The organism is Streptomyces sp. NPDC042346 (genome assembly GCF_055581845.1).
Genome location: NZ_JBVJEH010000002.1, coordinates 1,005,455 through 1,019,876, shown reverse-complemented (window position 1 = coordinate 1,019,876; position 14,422 = coordinate 1,005,455). Strand labels below are relative to the sequence as shown.

Annotated in this window: 14 protein-coding genes; 7 read left to right on the top strand and 7 right to left on the bottom strand. The window is 73.3% G+C overall.

Annotated elements, in window-relative coordinates; translation table 11 throughout:
* The first annotated feature begins 185 nt into the window (after positions 1-185).
* Positions 186-368, top strand: a complete 183-nt coding sequence (locus ACZ6K0_RS13130; RefSeq protein ID WP_469232082.1) for a hypothetical protein — start codon at positions 186-188, stop codon at positions 366-368.
* A gap of 188 nt (positions 369-556) precedes the next feature.
* On the opposite strand, the gene ACZ6K0_RS13125 is transcribed toward ACZ6K0_RS13130, so the two are convergent.
* From ACZ6K0_RS13125 to ACZ6K0_RS13110, 4 genes are all read right to left on the bottom strand, one after another.
* A complete protein-coding gene (locus ACZ6K0_RS13125; RefSeq protein ID WP_376399417.1) occupies positions 557-1,963 on the bottom strand; it encodes a flotillin family protein in 1,407 nt (468 codons plus the stop codon).
* Positions 1,964-2,044: 81 nt separating this feature from the next.
* Positions 2,045-2,275, bottom strand: a complete 231-nt coding sequence (locus ACZ6K0_RS13120) for a hypothetical protein (RefSeq protein ID WP_469232080.1) — start codon at positions 2,273-2,275, stop codon at positions 2,045-2,047.
* 14 nt (positions 2,276-2,289) lie between these two features.
* On the bottom strand, positions 2,290-2,997 hold the full coding sequence (locus tag ACZ6K0_RS13115; RefSeq protein WP_376399411.1) for an alpha/beta fold hydrolase: 708 nt from the start codon (positions 2,995-2,997) through the stop codon (positions 2,290-2,292).
* Positions 2,998-3,105: 108 nt separating this feature from the next.
* Positions 3,106-4,386 carry an MFS transporter gene (locus ACZ6K0_RS13110; RefSeq protein WP_376399539.1) on the bottom strand — a complete coding sequence of 427 codons (1,281 nt, stop codon included), beginning with the start codon at positions 4,384-4,386 and terminating at the stop codon, positions 3,106-3,108.
* Between the two features lie 156 nt (positions 4,387-4,542).
* Here ACZ6K0_RS13110 and ACZ6K0_RS13105 point away from each other — a divergent pair, with 156 nt between their 5' ends.
* The 3 genes from ACZ6K0_RS13105 to ACZ6K0_RS13095 all read left to right on the top strand — a co-directional run bounded on the left by ACZ6K0_RS13105 (position 4,543) and on the right by ACZ6K0_RS13095 (position 7,398).
* Complete coding sequence (locus tag ACZ6K0_RS13105; RefSeq protein ID WP_376399409.1) at positions 4,543-5,577, top strand: LacI family DNA-binding transcriptional regulator; 1,035 nt, start codon at positions 4,543-4,545, stop codon at positions 5,575-5,577.
* Positions 5,578-5,594: 17 nt separating this feature from the next.
* A complete protein-coding gene (locus ACZ6K0_RS13100) occupies positions 5,595-5,864 on the top strand; it encodes a hypothetical protein (protein ID WP_376399406.1) in 270 nt (89 codons plus the stop codon).
* 346 nt (positions 5,865-6,210) lie between these two features.
* Positions 6,211-7,398 (top strand): thiolase family protein, encoded by a 1,188-nt coding sequence (locus ACZ6K0_RS13095; RefSeq protein WP_469232078.1) that lies wholly within the window; start codon positions 6,211-6,213, stop codon positions 7,396-7,398.
* A gap of 78 nt (positions 7,399-7,476) precedes the next feature.
* On the opposite strand, the gene trxA is transcribed toward ACZ6K0_RS13095, so the two are convergent.
* The gene (trxA, locus tag ACZ6K0_RS13090; RefSeq protein ID WP_469232076.1) at positions 7,477-7,842 is read right to left on the bottom strand and encodes a thioredoxin; all 366 of its coding nucleotides are present in this window, start codon (positions 7,840-7,842) and stop codon (positions 7,477-7,479) included.
* A 115-nt stretch (positions 7,843-7,957) separates the two neighbouring features.
* Here trxA and ACZ6K0_RS13085 point away from each other — a divergent pair, with 115 nt between their 5' ends.
* Positions 7,958-9,397, top strand: coding sequence for a dihydrolipoyl dehydrogenase family protein (locus tag ACZ6K0_RS13085; RefSeq protein WP_469232074.1), 1,440 nt, complete (start codon positions 7,958-7,960; stop codon positions 9,395-9,397).
* 7 nt (positions 9,398-9,404) lie between these two features.
* Here ACZ6K0_RS13085 and ACZ6K0_RS13080 read toward each other — a convergent pair whose 3' ends face one another.
* Positions 9,405-10,040 (bottom strand): TetR/AcrR family transcriptional regulator, encoded by a 636-nt coding sequence (locus ACZ6K0_RS13080; protein WP_376399394.1) that lies wholly within the window; start codon positions 10,038-10,040, stop codon positions 9,405-9,407.
* 198 nt (positions 10,041-10,238) lie between these two features.
* On the opposite strand from ACZ6K0_RS13080, the gene ACZ6K0_RS13075 reads away from it, so the two are divergent.
* Both ACZ6K0_RS13075 and ACZ6K0_RS13070 read left to right on the top strand, forming a co-directional pair.
* Positions 10,239-11,636 carry a purine-cytosine permease family protein gene (locus ACZ6K0_RS13075; protein WP_376399391.1) on the top strand — a complete coding sequence of 466 codons (1,398 nt, stop codon included), beginning with the start codon at positions 10,239-10,241 and terminating at the stop codon, positions 11,634-11,636.
* A gap of 59 nt (positions 11,637-11,695) precedes the next feature.
* Positions 11,696-13,369: an amidohydrolase gene (locus tag ACZ6K0_RS13070; protein WP_469232071.1), complete on the top strand. Its 1,674-nt coding sequence runs from the start codon at positions 11,696-11,698 to the stop codon at positions 13,367-13,369.
* Between the two features lie 82 nt (positions 13,370-13,451).
* Here the strand turns inward: ACZ6K0_RS13070 and ACZ6K0_RS13065 are convergent, their stop codons facing one another.
* Positions 13,452-14,354, bottom strand: coding sequence for a F510_1955 family glycosylhydrolase (locus ACZ6K0_RS13065; RefSeq protein ID WP_469232069.1), 903 nt, complete (start codon positions 14,352-14,354; stop codon positions 13,452-13,454).
* Positions 14,355-14,422 lie beyond the last annotated feature (68 nt).

The following is a 14,422-nucleotide window of genomic DNA, read 5'->3' as shown; positions in this document are numbered from 1 at the left end:
ACCGGACAGGCCCTGTAGGACCGGTCCCGGAAGTCGCTGCTTCCACCTAAAGCCACCGCCGACCCGCGTGCAAGGGCGCCCCACAGGGGCCGCGTGCGCCGCCTGTACCCCTCTTCGTCTGATATGCATCTTTCGTTCCTCCGTGCGAGGCTGAGGGCATACGGACCACAGTCCGAGACCCCTTCATGGGAGGCACGATCGTGGGCAAGAAACAGACCCGGACCAATCGGGGCGCCCGTACCGGCGGTCACGAGCACCGCACAGAGGCGGCAGCGAAGGAGACCGCGCCGACCCCCACGAGAGAGCCGCAGATGCCCCTCGTGGAGCACGCGTCCCACCGCAAGGAACGGAAGTTCGGCCACAACTGAGGCCGCGCCGGAACCGAGGCCAGGGGACCGGCCAGGGGAACGCACGAACGGGCCCGGTGCCGTGACGGCACCGGGCCCGAGCGTCTTCACACGTCCTGTCCGGTCACTCTGTACACGTCCTGTCCGGTCACTCCGTGTCGTGCCGGGGCGCTCCGTGTCCCGACCAGGTCACGACGCGCCCTGTCCGGTCACTCCCCGTCGCCGACCGTGATCTCCACGCTCTCCTCCGACCGCGAGGCCGGCACCCCGCCCAGGCGCTCCGGCGCCCCCGGGTTCATCGTGGAGAGCAGCTGCCGGGCCAGACCGAGACCCGTCCCGCCCATGGTCAGCGCCTTGGCGAAGACTTCCGCCATCCCGTCGGCGCCGTTGAGCAGCACCATCTGGTCGACGTTCCCGAAGGCGGACGCGCCGGCCGACACGATCTCCGGCCACTTCTCCGCCAGCTGCTGGGCGACGACGGCCTCCTGGTTCTCGGCGAGTGCCGCCGCACGGGCCTTGATCGACTCGGCCTCCGCCAGACCCTTCGCCCGGGTCGCCTCGGCGACCGCGAGCCCCTTCGCGTGCTGCGCCGCCGCCTCCGCCTCACCGGTGAGCCGGGTCGCCGTCGCCTTGGCCGCGCTCGCCAGCTCGGTCTCCTTCGCGTCGGCCTCGGCCGCCGAGATCCGGGCGTCGCGCTCGGCCGCGGCCAGCGTCCGGGTCTCGTACGCCATGGCGTCGGCGGGCTTGCGGACCTCCGCCTGGAGCTGCTGCTCCTTGCGGTGGCCCTCCAGCTCGGCCACGCGGGTCTCCTGGACGACGACCTCCTGGCGCGAGGCCGCGTTGGCCAGCGGCCCGGCCTGCCGGGCCTTGGCCGAGGCCTGGTCCCGCTCGGCCTGGTAGCCCGCCTGGAGGATCTCGCTGTCGCGGGTCGCCTCCGACATGCGCGCCGCGGCCTGCTGCTCGGCCTCGGTCGCCCGCCGGTTGGCCTCCGCCTGCGCGATCCGCGCGTCCCGCTGGACGGCGGCGGCGTGCGGGGCGGCGAGGTTCTTGATGTACCCGGTCGGGTCCTCGATCTCGTGGATCTGCAGCGAGTCGACGATCAGTCCGAGCTTCTCCATCTCCGTGCCACAGGCCGAACGGGCCTGCCCGGTCAGCTTCTCCCGGTCACGGATCATGTCCTCCACCGTCAACCCGCCGACGATGGCGCGGAGATGACCGGCGAAGACGATGTGCACCCGCTCCGACATCAGCTTCTGCTGGTCGAGGAAGCGGCGGGCGGCGTTGGCGATCGACACGAAGTCGTCACCGACCTTGAAGATCACCACACCGCGGACCTTGAGCGGAATGCCCTGGTGGGTGACGCACTCGACGGACAGCTGCGTCTCGTTGAGGTCGAGCGAGAGCTTCCGCACCGCCTGGACGCCGGGCATCACGAGGGTGCCGCGACCGGTGACGATCCGGAACCCCATCCCCGCGCCGAGGCCCTCGTTCTTGTGGTTGGAACCGGAGATGATCAGAGCTTCGTTGGGTTCCGCGACGCGCCACATCATCTTGAAGACGATGACCAGAAGGACGAAGGCGCCGACGACGACGCCCGCCAGAATGCCGATTCCCATGGGCAGTTCCCCCTTCACCGGAGCCGTGCGGATCCGGTGAAGGGAGTGTGCGCCCGTCACGGGCGCCACTCAACGGTTCGGTCAACTGTCGTACGCGGCTGTGACATAGACGGTGCGTGGAGGGAGATGTTCCATGACCATCACGACCGTTCCGGTCTCGATCCGTTCCTTCGACGAGGCCGGATAGGCGAGGAAGTGCTCGGCGCCGCCCCGGATCCGGACGATCACCTCGCCGACGAGGCCGGGCCCGACCGTGCCGGTCACCCGGCCCAGCAGTCCCACCATCGAGGAGTCCATCGACGCTTCGTCCATGGGTGAACGGTACGTCAGATCCAGCCGTCCAGCGCGGACATGAACCCGTCGAAGTCGTCCCGGTGGATCGTGTGCCCGGCACCCGCGACGGTGCGGAGGGTGAAGCCGCGCCCCTCCAGCATCGTGGCGTCGTCGGCGGAGATCAGCGGGCTCGGATCGGCGAGCGCGACGAGGGAGGGGACGGCGGGCCGGACCGGCCACATGTCCGTGCCGGTGACGTCGACCAGACCGTACGCCGACCGCTCGTCCCAGACGCGTACCGACTCCATCTCGGTGTCGACGTCCTCGTCCGACCAGCGCGGGTTGAACCCCTGCACGAGGTCCCGCGAGAGGGACTTGCCCCGCACGAAGAGCTCCGGCACGTACCCGGCGGGGCCGCCCCTCAGGTGCCAGGCCGGATCGGAGTACACCGCGCGGGCGGGCGCGAGCCGTTCCACGGCCCGTAGCAGGGCGAGCCCGCCGAGCGAGTGGCCGACGGCCAGTTCGGCCCCGGCCGGGAGGTTCTCGACGAGGTCGTCGGCGTAGTCCTCCGGCCCGTACGCCTCCGGGCCGGCCGCCCGCGCGCTCGCCCCGTGGCCCCGCAGGTCCACGGCGATCACCCGGTACCCCCGCGCGGCGAGGTCAGGTCCGACCCGCCGCCAGGTGCGGTGGTCGGCCATGATGCCGTGGACGAGCAGGGCGATCCGGTCACCGGATCCCCACGTGGTGGTGTGCAGGCGCACGGTGCTGCCTCTCCGAGTGGTGCGACGGGGACGGGGGTGTCCCGCGGATCAGGGGCATCGGCAGGCCCTGATCCGCGGGACACCCCCGGGCGGGCGCCGACCGTCAGGTCAGCGCACGCTGCGGATGGGGCGCACGGCGAGCGCGCCGAGCACCGACAGTACGGCCGCGATGATGAACAGGGCCGTGTATCCGCCACTCAGCGAGACGATGAGCGAGGCCACGAACGGGGCGACGATCTGCGGGCCCGCGTTGGCGACGTTCAGGACGCCCATGTCCCGGGCCGCGTCCTCGGCCTTGGGCAGGACCATGGTCACCAGGGCGGTGTCGACGGCCATGTAGCAGCCGAAGCCGAGACCGTTGACGACGGAGAAGGCGAGCATCGCGGTCCAGCTGGTGGAGACGGCCGGGATGACGAGCGCGACGGCGGCGAGCGCGGCGGAGGCACCCACGAAGAGCTTGCGGCGGTCGTACCGGTCGGACAGCCAGCCGCCGAGCACGGTGGAGACCACCATGGCGACCGCGTTGAGCGGCATGAGGATGGCCACGGCCTCCTCGGGCTTCAGCCCGGCGGGCAGCTCGGTGTGGTCCTTGAGGATGTACAGCTGGAATCCGGCCACCGCGAAGTAGCCGAGGACCAGCAGGGCCCGGCCGATGAACGCCCAGCGGAAGTCGTGGTCCTTGAGGGCGCTGCCGAAGGCCGCGATCTGCTCCTTGACCGGCAGCGGCGCCTTCGCGGGCATGCGCTCCTCGCGGGCGCAGGTGCTGAACAGCACGGCCGCGCCGGCGACGATCGCGCCGAAGACGAGGTAGCCGGTGCGGTAGTCGTCGGAGAAGGCGGCGCCGACGAGGGCGCCGATCGTCGAGCCGATGGGCAGACCGAGGCCGACGGCGGCCGAGGCCTTGCCGCGCGCGGCCATCGGGACCCGGTCGGGGACCACCGAGGTGATCGCCGCCTGGTAGATGTTCATGACGGCCTGGCCGAGGCACCAGGCGATCGTGACCAGCAGGATCGTGTGGACGCTGCCGAGGAGCAGCATCACCGGGAGGGCGAGCAGGCCGCCGCCCAGGATCCAGGGGTTGCGCCGTCCCGACCGGTCCGAGAGCGCGCCCGCGACCGGGTTGAAGACGGTGGCGAAGATCGCGGACACGCCGGCGACGAGGCCGAAGTTCGCCACCTTGTTCGCGGGGTCGATGGACTCGACCTGGAGGGCGAGGAGCATGCCTCCGACACCGATGTACAGGGCGTACATCGCCGTGTTGCCGGCGAGGAGCAGGGGCAGCAGGCCCCGCGTCGGCCGGCTGGCCGCGGGGGAGTCGGGGCCGGCCGTACCGGAGTCGGGGCCGGCGGTGTCGGTGCCGGAGCCGGTTCCGGGGGAGGAAAGGGCCACGTTGCCCTCCAGGGAGAGATCGCCCGATGAGGGGGCGAGGAGCGGATTGAACGATAGAGTTACACGTGTCAGTGACACGTGTGAGCACTGTGTAGCACTCAAATCAGGCCATCCGCCAGACCCTGTGCCGGATTGTTCTGGAAAGATGCCGGAGCGATGAGCCACTCAACCGAACAGTCCCCCGACCGCCCCACCGGGCGGGCGGTCCCCACCAGTGCCGACGTCGCGCGCCTCGCGGGCGTCTCCCGGGCCACCGTCTCGTACGTGCTGAACAACACCTCGGCCGTGCGCATCAGCGAGCCCACCCGCCGCCGCGTGCGCGAGGCGGCCGAGGAGCTGGGGTACGTCCCCCACGCGGCGGCCCGCAGCCTGCGCGCCGGCCACAGCCGGATGGTGCTGCTGCCCAGCGCCCACATCCCCGTCGGCCCGCTGTACAGCCAGTTCTTCAGCGACCTCCAGTGGGAGCTGCGCCGCCTCGACTACACCGTGGTGCAGTACGGCAGCATCGGCCTGAAGCCCGAGGAGGCGGCCCGTGCCTGGGCGGAGCTGCGGCCGGTCGCCGTGGTCTCGCTCGGCGAGGTCGAACTCACGGAGCAGGCGGTCGAGCTCCTCAAGCGGTCCGGGGCCCGCGCCGTGATCACGCTCGGCACGCAGCAGGTCGAGGGCACCCACTCCCTCGTCATGGACCAGGGGCGGATCGGCGAGGTCGCCGCCGCCCACCTCGTCGAGGCCGGCCGGCGCCGGATCGGCGTCGTCGTCCCGGAGGAGACGGGCCTCGGGATGTTCTCGGCCCCCCGCCTCGACGGAGCGCGGCAGGCGGCCGAGGGCACCGGCGCCACCGTCGTCCCCGTGCCCCTGCGGTACGACGAGGAGTCGGCACGGGAGCTGGCCGGGCGGTGGCGCGAGCTGGGGCTCGACGCCGTCTTCGCCTACAACGACGAGTACGCGATGCTCCTGATGCGGGCGCTCCAGGACGCCGGGATCTCCGTACCGGAGGAGACCGCCGTCGTCGGCGCCGACGACCTGCTCCTCGGCCGGCTCCTGCGGCCGCGGCTCAGCACCGTCCACATCGACATGGTCCTCGGCAGGGAGCTGGCCGAGCTCGTCGACCGGGCCGTGCGGGACGAGGACGTGCCGCCCCGCCCCCGCCGTCTCCTCGACTCGCGGGTCGTCCGGCGGGAGTCCAGCTGAGCGCTTAGCGTCGGTGCATGAGCACAGTTCCGAAGCGCTACGAGATCCTGCTGGTGCCCGCGCACGTCGAGGACCGCGGCGGCGCGTCCGTGGGGGACAGTGCCGTCCGCTCCGCCGTCGTCGAGGCCACCGGGCGGCACGGCTCCTCCGGCTATCCGATCTACGAGGGGCACGGCATCGTCGCCGACATCGACCCCGAGACGCGGACGGTCGAGGCCCTGCTCGTCGACGGGCGCGAACTCGACTACGGACTCACGGCCCTCGTCCGCCCGGCGGCCCGCGGCTGACCCGGCACTCTCCGGCCTGCCGGGCACCCTCCGCCCGCCCGGCACTCCCGGCCGCCCCGGCTCCCTCCCGCCGGGCACTCCCGGCCGTCCCGGCTCCCTCCCGCCGGGCACTCCCTGCCGTCCCGGCTCCCTCCCGCCCGGCGCTCCCGCTCTGCCCGGCTCCCTCCCGCCCGGCGTGCCCCGTGGCTGACCTGGCACTCTCCCCTGCGGCCCGACCCCGATCCGGCCTGAAGAGGCCCGTTGACACCGTGCGCCGACGGGCACAGACTCGGCGGCGCACACCGGAAACGAAAGTTTCCTCACCAGGCGAACAGAGTCGTTCCGAAGGTCACGTGGGAGAGAACCGATGAGCATCCGCGACGTCTACATCGTCGACGCCGTCCGCACACCGATCGGGAAGTTCGGCGGCGCGCTCGCCGGGGTGCGCCCCGACGACCTGGCCGCCCACGTGGTGAAGGCGCTCGTCGACCGCTCGCCCGCGCTCGACCCGGCGCGCGTCGACGACGTCTACTTCGGCGACGCCAACGGCGCCGGCGAGGACAACCGCGACGTGGCCAGGATGGCCGTCCTGCTCGCCGAACTGCCCGTCACCGTCCCCGGCGTCACCGTCAACCGCCTCTGCGGCTCCGGCATGGAGGCCGTCATCCAGGCGGCCCGCGCCGTCGCGCTCGGCGACGCGTCCGTCGCCATCGCCGGCGGCGTCGAGTCCATGTCCCGCGCCCCGTGGGTCCTGCAGAAGCCCGAGCGGGCCTTCCCCGCCGGCCACCAGCAGCTCCACTCGACGACCCTCGGCTGGCGCATGACCAACCCGAGGATGCCCGCCGAGTGGACCGTCGCCCTCGGCGAGGGCGCGGAGCTCGTCGCCGACAAGCACGGCCTCACCCGCGACCGGCAGGACGCCTTCGCGCTCGCCAGCCACCGCAAGGCCGCCGAGGCCTGGGCGAAGGGGCTGTACGACGACGAGGTCGTCCCGTACCCCGGCGTGGACCTGGCCCGGGACGAGTGCATCCGCGACACCACCTCCATGGAGGCGCTCGCCAAGCTCAAGCCCTCGTTCCGTCCCACGGGCGGCACCGTCACGGCGGGCAACTCCTCGCCGCTCAACGACGGCGCGGCGGCCCTGCTCCTCGTGGACGAGGAGGGGCTGCGCGAGACCGGCCGCGAGCCGCTCGCCCGCATCCGTACGTCGGCGGTCACCGGCATCGAGCCCCAGCTCTTCGGCCTCGGCCCGGTGGCGGCCGTCCGGCGGGCCCTGGAGAAGGCCGGACGCTCCTTCGCCGACCTGACGACCTTCGAGCTCAACGAGGCCTTCGCCGCGCAGGCGCTCGGCTGCCTCGCCGAATGGCCGGAACTGGACCCGGAGATCGTGAACCCGCGCGGCGGCGCGGTCGCCATCGGTCACCCGCTGGGCGCCTCGGGCGCCCGGCTCGCCGGCTCCGTGGCCCACCAGCTGGCGGCGGCGGGCTCGGGCACGGGCCTCGCGGCGCTCTGCATCGGCGTGGGCCAGGGCCTCGCGCTGGTCCTGGAGCGCTGAGCCGACGCACGTACGCGTGGCCCGGACATACGACGAGAGGGGTACGGGAGGCTCTCCCGTACCCCTCTCGTCATCGGGTCACTGCTGCTGCGAGGCCTCGACGGACTTGCGCACCTCGTCCATGTCCAGCTTGCGGGCCTGCCCGATGACGTCCTCCAGGGCGGCCTCCGGCAGCGCGCCGGGCTGGGCGAACACGGCCACGTTGTCCCGGACGATCATCAGCGTCGGGATCGAGCGGATCTCGAAGGCGGCGGCGAGCTCCTGCTGCGCCTCGGTGTCCACCTTCGCGAAGACCAGGTCCTGGTGCCGCTCGGACGCGGCCTCGAAGACCGGGGCGAACTGACGGCAGGGACCGCACCACGAAGCCCAGAAGTCGATCAGGACGAATTCGCTCCCGCTCACGATCTCGTCGAAGTTGTCCTTGGTGAGCTCTACGGTGCTCATGCCTGCCTACCTTTCGGGGTCTCCTGGCGGTGTCCTCACGGTCCCCTGGGGACTCGCCCGGCACAACGGCGTATCGAGCCGCGCTATTCCGGACCCCTGCCAGCAGACTGGGATCATGACACGAGCGGTGGAAGAGAGCACGTACGACGTGGTGGTCCTCGGGGCGGGTCCGGTCGGCGAGAACGTCGTCGACCGGGTGCGGGCGGCCGGGCTCAGCGCCGCGATCGTCGAGAGCGAGCTGATCGGCGGTGAGTGCTCGTACTGGGCGTGCATGCCCAGCAAGGCGCTCCTGCGCCCCGCGCTCGCCCGTTCCGACGCCCGCAAGGTCGCCGGCCTGCGCGAGTCGGTCTACGGGCCGCTCGACGCCCTGGAGGTCTTCGCGCACCGGGACGCCGTCGTCGGCGACTGGAAGGACGACGGCCAGGTCGACTGGCTGGATTCGATCGGCGTCCGGCTCTTCCGGGGCCACGGCCGTCTCGCCGGGCCGCGCCGGGTCGCCGTCACCGGCCCGGAGGGCGACGAGCACGTCCTGACCGCCCGGCACGCGGTCGCCGTCTGCACCGGCAGCCGCGCCGTCCTCCCCGAGCTGCCCGGCCTGCCCGGGGCCAGGCCCTGGACCAGCCGCGAGGCGACCAGTTCCGGCCGCGTGCCCGAGCGGCTGATCGTGGTCGGCGGGGGCGTGGTCGGCGTGGAGATGGCCACCGCCTGGCAGGCCCTGGGCGCGAAGGTCACCCTGCTCGTACGGGGCGGGGGCCTGCTGCCCCGGATGGAGCCGTTCGTCGGCGAGCTGGTCGCCTCGGCCCTCGCGGCGCGCGGCGCGGACGTCCGTACCGGCACCCGGGTCACGGCGGTCGTACGCGACGGGGGCACCGGCCCGGTGACCGTGGTCCTGGAGGGCGGCGACCACGTCGAGGGCGACGAGGTGCTCTTCGCGACCGGCCGGGCCCCGCGCACCGAGGACCTCGGCCTGGAGACGGTCGGCCGGGAACCGGGCTCCTGGCTCGACGTCGACGACAGCCTCCGGGTCACCGGCACCGACTGGCTCTACGCGGTCGGGGACGTCAACCACCGCGCGCTCATGACCCACCAGGGCAAGTACCAGGCCCGGATCGCCGGCGCCGCGATCGCGGCCCGCGCGAAGGGCACGGGGCCGCTGGACGACGGGCGCTGGGGCGCGCACGCGGCCACCGCCGACCGGGCCGCCGCGCCGCAGGTCGTGTTCTGCGACCCCGAGGCGGCCGCCGTCGGCCTGACCCTGGCCGAGGCCGAGCGGGCGGGCCACCGGGTCCGGGCCGTCGACGTCGACATGCGGCAGGTCGCCGGGGCCGGGCTCTACGCCCAGGGTTACCGGGGCCAGGCCCGGTTGGTCGTCGACCTCGACCGGGAGGTCGTCCTCGGTGCCTCCTTCGTCGGCCCGGGGATCGGCGAGCTCCTCCACTCGGCGACGGTCGCGGTCGTCGGCGAGGTCCCGATCGCCCGGCTCTGGCACGCCGTACCGTCCTTCCCGACCCTGAGCGAGGCGTGGCTGCGCCTCCTTGAGGCCTACCGGGACTGACGAGTCGTCACGTCGCCTCTGCTTCAGACGTGTCGGGTGTGTACGGGGCGACGAGGAGCCGGGCCGCCGAGCGCGCCGCCTCCAGGGCGGGCCGCGCGTCGCGGCCGGACTCCTGGCCGAGGACGACCCGGGTGCTCAACCCGTCGAGCAGGGCGAGGAGTTCGGAGGCGCGGGCGGTGGCGTCGAGCGGTGCGAAGCGCCGCCGGGCCACCCCCGCCGCGAGCAGGGACTCCAGGTCCTCCTGCCAGCCCCGGTCCAGCGCGTCCTGGGCCTCGCGCAGCGCGGCGTTGCCGGGGGTGCGGGCCCAGAGTTCGATCCACAGCGTCCAGCGCGGGTCGCGGGGTCCGCGCGGCAGGTAGAGGCGGAGGAAGAGGTCGAGTTTGCGCTCGGCGGTGACCCGCCGGGACAGCAGCGCGGCGCGCTCCTCGGCGAGCGCGGCCTCGCTCCACCGGAGGGCGGCGAGCAGCAGCAGGTCCTTGCTGCCGAAGTAGTACAGGATGTGGCCGCCGCTCGTGCCGAGCCGCTCCGCGAGCGCCGACATGGTGAGCGAGGCGAGGCCGTCCTCGGCGATCGCCGCCATGGCCTCCTCCAGCATCCGCTCCTGGGTGACGTGCCCGTCCCGCCGTCGTGCCGCCTTTGCCACCGCCGCCGTCCCCGATCTGTCGTGCCGCGTCTCCGCGCGTCCCGCTGTGTGCGAGACGAATGTGCGAGACCGATGTGCGAGATCGACCTTAACCGCAACCTCCGAAGGTCTTGACGTGGCCTGAACTCATCGCACATCTTGAATGGCGTTCTAAGTCTTAGAACGTCATTCAAGACGGCAGCGAGACAGGAGTGCGGTGTGCTCGGACACGAGACGGCGCCCGTGACCACGGGCCGGGACGAGGTGTTCCAGGTCGAGGAACACGGGATCGACCCCATACCCGACGCCGAACGGCACGGCAGCGCCAAGGACGTCTTCTGGCTCTGGTTCGGCTCGAACCTGACCTTCACCTACGTCATCAACGGCGCCCTCGCCGTCGCCTTCGGGCTCTCCTTCTGGCAGGCCACCGCCGTCGTCGTGCTCGGCGGCCTGTCCTTCGTCGCCATCGGCGCGGCCGGCCTCAGCGGGGTCCGCACCGGCACCGCGACCCTCGTGATCTCCCGGGCCGCCTTCGGCATCCGCGGCAACTGGCCCGCCGGTCTGCTCAACTGGATCGTCAGCATCGGCTACACCATCGTCAACACCGTGGTGGGCACCCTCGCCCTCGAAGCCTTCTTCGCGGACCTCGGCTGGCACGGCGGACACGCCTCCCGGGCCGTCGCCCTCGCCGTCACCCTCGCGCTGACCTTCGTGGTCGCCCTCTGGGGCCACGCGACCGTCCAGTTCGCCGAGCGCTGGATGGCCTACGTCCTCGCCGTCGGCTTCGCCGTGCTCCTCGTCCTGGTGCTGCCCGGCGCCGACACCAACGCCCCCTCGGCCGCGCCCGGCGCCTCCGGCTGGAGCCTCGCCTTCGTCGTCATGCTCGCGGGCCCCTTCTCGTACCTCCCCATGCCCGCGGACTACACCCGCTACCTGCCCCGCACGACCTCCCTCAAGGCCGTCACCCTCAGCGGCGCGCTCGGCGGCTTCCTCTCCTCCGTCGCCCTGGGCGTCGCCGGAGTGGCCGCGGCGACGCAGGCCGACATGACCGACGCGGTGGCGGGCGTCGAGGGCCTGCTCCCCGGCTGGTTCCAGGCGCTCTTCCTCGCCCTCGTCCTCGGCGGCTCGGTCACCAACTCGATCATCACGCTCTACTCGTCGAGCCTGAACCTCCAGGTCCTCGGCATCCCCTGGAGCCGGGCACGGGCCATCGTCATCAGCGCCGCCGTGACCGCGGCGGGCTCCCTCGGCGCCCTCTTCCTCACCGACTTCACCACCTCGCTCCTCTCCTTCCTCTCCCTCCTGATCATCGTCTTCGCCCCCTGGGGCGGGGTCTTCCTCGCCGACATGGTGCTCCGGCGCTGCGCCTACGACTCCGCCGGCCTGCACGCCCGCGCGGGCGGCCCCTACTGGTACCGCGCGGGCTGGCACCCGGCCGGCCTGACCGCGCTCCTCGCCGGTCTCCTCTTCTCCGCGCTCACCTGCGACTCCGAACTGTGGACCGGCCCCCTGGTCGCCCCGCTCGGCGGTGCGGACCTCACCCTCCTCGGCGCGGTCGTCTCCGCCCTCGTGTACGCGCTCCTCGCGCGCCGCCCGGCCGCCCCGGCACACCCCTGACCAGGCGATTCCCGCCCCTCCCGCAGCACACCCGCACGTACGTCACGGAGCCGTCCCGCATGAACAGCACCACCGCCGCGACCCCCGTCCACGCCGACCTCGTCCTCCTCGGGGCCCGCATCCACACCGTCGACCCCGCGCTCCCCGAGGCACAGGCCCTCGCCGTCCGCGCCGGCCGCATCGCCTGGATCGGCTCCGACGCCGAAGCGGCCGCCTGGACGGGGCCCGCCACCCGCGTCGTCGACGCCGCAGGACGGCTCGTCCTGCCCGGCTTCGTCGACGCCCACAACCACGTCCGCCTCGGCTCGGACGACGCCTGCGTCCAGCTCGCGGGCGCCCGCACCCTCGACGTCATCCACGAGCGGATCCGCGCCTGGCACGAGGCGCACCCCGACGCCGAGTGGATCGAGGCCGAGGCCTTCGACTACTCGGCCGTCCCCGGCGGACGCATGCCCACCGCCGCCGACCTCGACCCCGCCACCGGCGACACCCCCGCCGTCGTCCTCAGCTACGACGTGCACACCGCCTGGCTCAACACCGCCGCCCTCCGGCGGCTCGGCGTCGACCGCGACCACACCGACCTGCCCTTCGGCCGGGCCGTCACCGACCCGGACACCGGCGAACCCACCGGATTCGTCAAGGACTTCGCGATCAAGGGCCTCTCCCGCGACGGCCACCGCGCCCTGCGCGAGCTCGGCGTGCCCTGGGCCTCGCCCGACCGGCAGTACGGCCGCCTCGCCAAGAGCCTGGACGACGCCATCGGTTACGGCATCACCACCGTCGTCGAGCCGCAGAACTCCCTCGACGACCTCGCCCTCTTCCAGCGCGCCCGCGCGGAGGGACGGCTGCGCTCACGGATCGTCGCCGCGCTCTTCCACCCGCGCGGCACGACCGACACCGACCTCGACGCCTTCGAGGCCGCGGCGGAGGAGTTCGCCGACGACCGGCTGCGGGTCGGCCCGCTCAAGCTGTACATCGACGACGTCGTCGAACCCCGCACGGCCGCCCTCCTGGAGCCGTACGCGGGCTGCTCCCACCACCGCGGCGACACCTTCTACCCGCCCGAGGAGTTCGCCGAGCTGCTCACCCGCCTCGACGCGCGCGGCTTCCAGTGCTTCGTCCACGCCACCGGCGACCGGGGCATCCGCACCGTCCTCGACGCCGTCGCCCGCGCCCGCGCCGCCAACGGGCCGCGCGACGCCCGCCACCAGATCGTCCACGTCGAGTGCCTCGACCCGGCCGACACCCCCCGCTTCGCGGAACTCGGCGTCGTCGCCTGCATGCAGCCCCGGCACGCCGCCCCCGACATCGCGGGCCCCGGCCAGGACTGGGCCGAGAACATCGGCCCCGACCGCTGGCACAAGGCCTGGCCCCTGCGCAGCCTGCGCGCGGCCGGGGCGGTCCTCGCGCTCTCCAGCGACTGGAACGTCGCGGAGATGGACCCCATGGTGGGCATCCACGCGGCCGTCACCCGCCGCCCGCTCGACGGCGGGGAGAGCTGGACGGCGGGCGAGACGATCGACGTCGCGACCGCCGTCGAGGGCTACACGATGGGCTCGGCCTACGCCAACTTCCTTGAGGACGAACGGGGTTCGCTGACGGTCGGCAAGCTCGCCGACTTCGTCGTCCTGTCCCGCGACATCCTCCGCGTCGCGCCCGAGGAGATCCCGGGCACGGTGGCGGAGACGGTCGTGGTCGGCGGCGAGGTCGTCGTGGAGCGGCGCGCGGGGTAAGGGCGCGTGGGGTAGGGGCGCGCGGGGTGCGGGGCGGGCGAGGCGTCGGGTGCGAGGTGCCCGAGACGCGGAGGCCTCGGGATCAGTGGCCGTCCTGCCCCGAGGCCACCGCGACCCGGCGCTCGAAGGTCCGCCCGCCGTCGCGGGACTCGTACACCCCGTCCTGAGTGGCGACGAGCAGCCGGCGGGCGTCCACGACGGTGAGCGCCTGCGGCGCCCCGCCCGGCACGGCGGCGACCCGGGCCCAACGGATCGCGGCACCCTTCCCCGTATCCGTACCGCGGAAGAGGACCCCGCTCGGGTCGACGCCGAAGAGGGCGTCGGGAGCGCCCCAGGAGACGTACGAGAGGACCTGGCCCGTGCCCGGGGCGAAGGTCCTCCCGCCGTCCGCGCTGCGGGCCACCCCGGTCTCGGTGGTGGCGAGGACGGTCTCGCCGGAGGCGGGGGAGACGGCGATGTCGAGGGCGCGCAGCGCGGCGCGGTCCTCCCAGGTGACGCCGTCGGGGCTGACCCGCAGCCGGGCGTTCGCGCTGTCGTATCCGTAGACCGTGGCATCGGGCGCGGTGTCGAGGGAGTGGAAGTCCACCTCGCCGCCGAGGGACTTCTCGTGCCAGGTGCGCCCGGCGTCCGTCGACTCGACGAGGCCGAGGTCGGCGGGTCCGCCGGAGCCGGGGGCGGGGTGCCCGCTCGCGAGGAAGGTGCCGCTCGCGGTGATCGTGAAGCCCATGAAGTCGTCCCTGCGGTCGCCGACCAGAGTCGGGCGGCCGGTGGCGTCCGGGGTGTGGATGCCGTCGTGGGTGGCGACGTAGAGCGTGTCGCCGCGCAGGCCGAGGCCGTGGATGTGGCTGAGAGCAGTGCCGGGGGAGCCGTCGCGGGAGTCGGCGGCGGGCGGCTCCTGGGTGCAGGCGGTCAGGGTGAGGGCGAGGGTGAGGGTGAGGACGGTGACGGCGGCGGTGGCCGCGGGCCCGGGGAAGTGCTTCTTCATCGTACTTTCGCCGGAGGAGAGGAGGGTACGCGGGGGGGCGCGGCCGGCCCCGGTGAGGGGCCGGCCGC

Excerpts from the sequence above, each read along its gene's own strand:
- ACZ6K0_RS13130 (WP_469232082.1), top strand. The coding sequence starts at position 186 with ATGGGAGGCACGATCGTGGGCAAGAAACAGACCCGGACCAATCGGGGC.
- ACZ6K0_RS13125 (WP_376399417.1), bottom strand. The coding sequence starts at position 1,963 with ATGGGAATCGGCATTCTGGCGGGCGTCGTCGTCGGCGCCTTCGTCCTT.
- ACZ6K0_RS13120 (WP_469232080.1), bottom strand. The coding sequence starts at position 2,275 with ATGGACGAAGCGTCGATGGACTCCTCGATGGTGGGACTGCTGGGCCGG.
- ACZ6K0_RS13105 (WP_376399409.1), top strand. The coding sequence starts at position 4,543 with ATGAGCCACTCAACCGAACAGTCCCCCGACCGCCCCACCGGGCGGGCG.
- ACZ6K0_RS13100 (WP_376399406.1), top strand. The coding sequence starts at position 5,595 with ATGAGCACAGTTCCGAAGCGCTACGAGATCCTGCTGGTGCCCGCGCAC.
- ACZ6K0_RS13095 (WP_469232078.1), top strand. The coding sequence starts at position 6,211 with ATGAGCATCCGCGACGTCTACATCGTCGACGCCGTCCGCACACCGATC.
- trxA (WP_469232076.1), bottom strand. The coding sequence starts at position 7,842 with ATGAGCACCGTAGAGCTCACCAAGGACAACTTCGACGAGATCGTGAGC.
- ACZ6K0_RS13085 (WP_469232074.1), top strand. The coding sequence starts at position 7,958 with ATGACACGAGCGGTGGAAGAGAGCACGTACGACGTGGTGGTCCTCGGG.
- ACZ6K0_RS13070 (WP_469232071.1), top strand. The coding sequence starts at position 11,696 with ATGAACAGCACCACCGCCGCGACCCCCGTCCACGCCGACCTCGTCCTC.
- ACZ6K0_RS13065 (WP_469232069.1), bottom strand. The coding sequence starts at position 14,354 with ATGAAGAAGCACTTCCCCGGGCCCGCGGCCACCGCCGCCGTCACCGTC.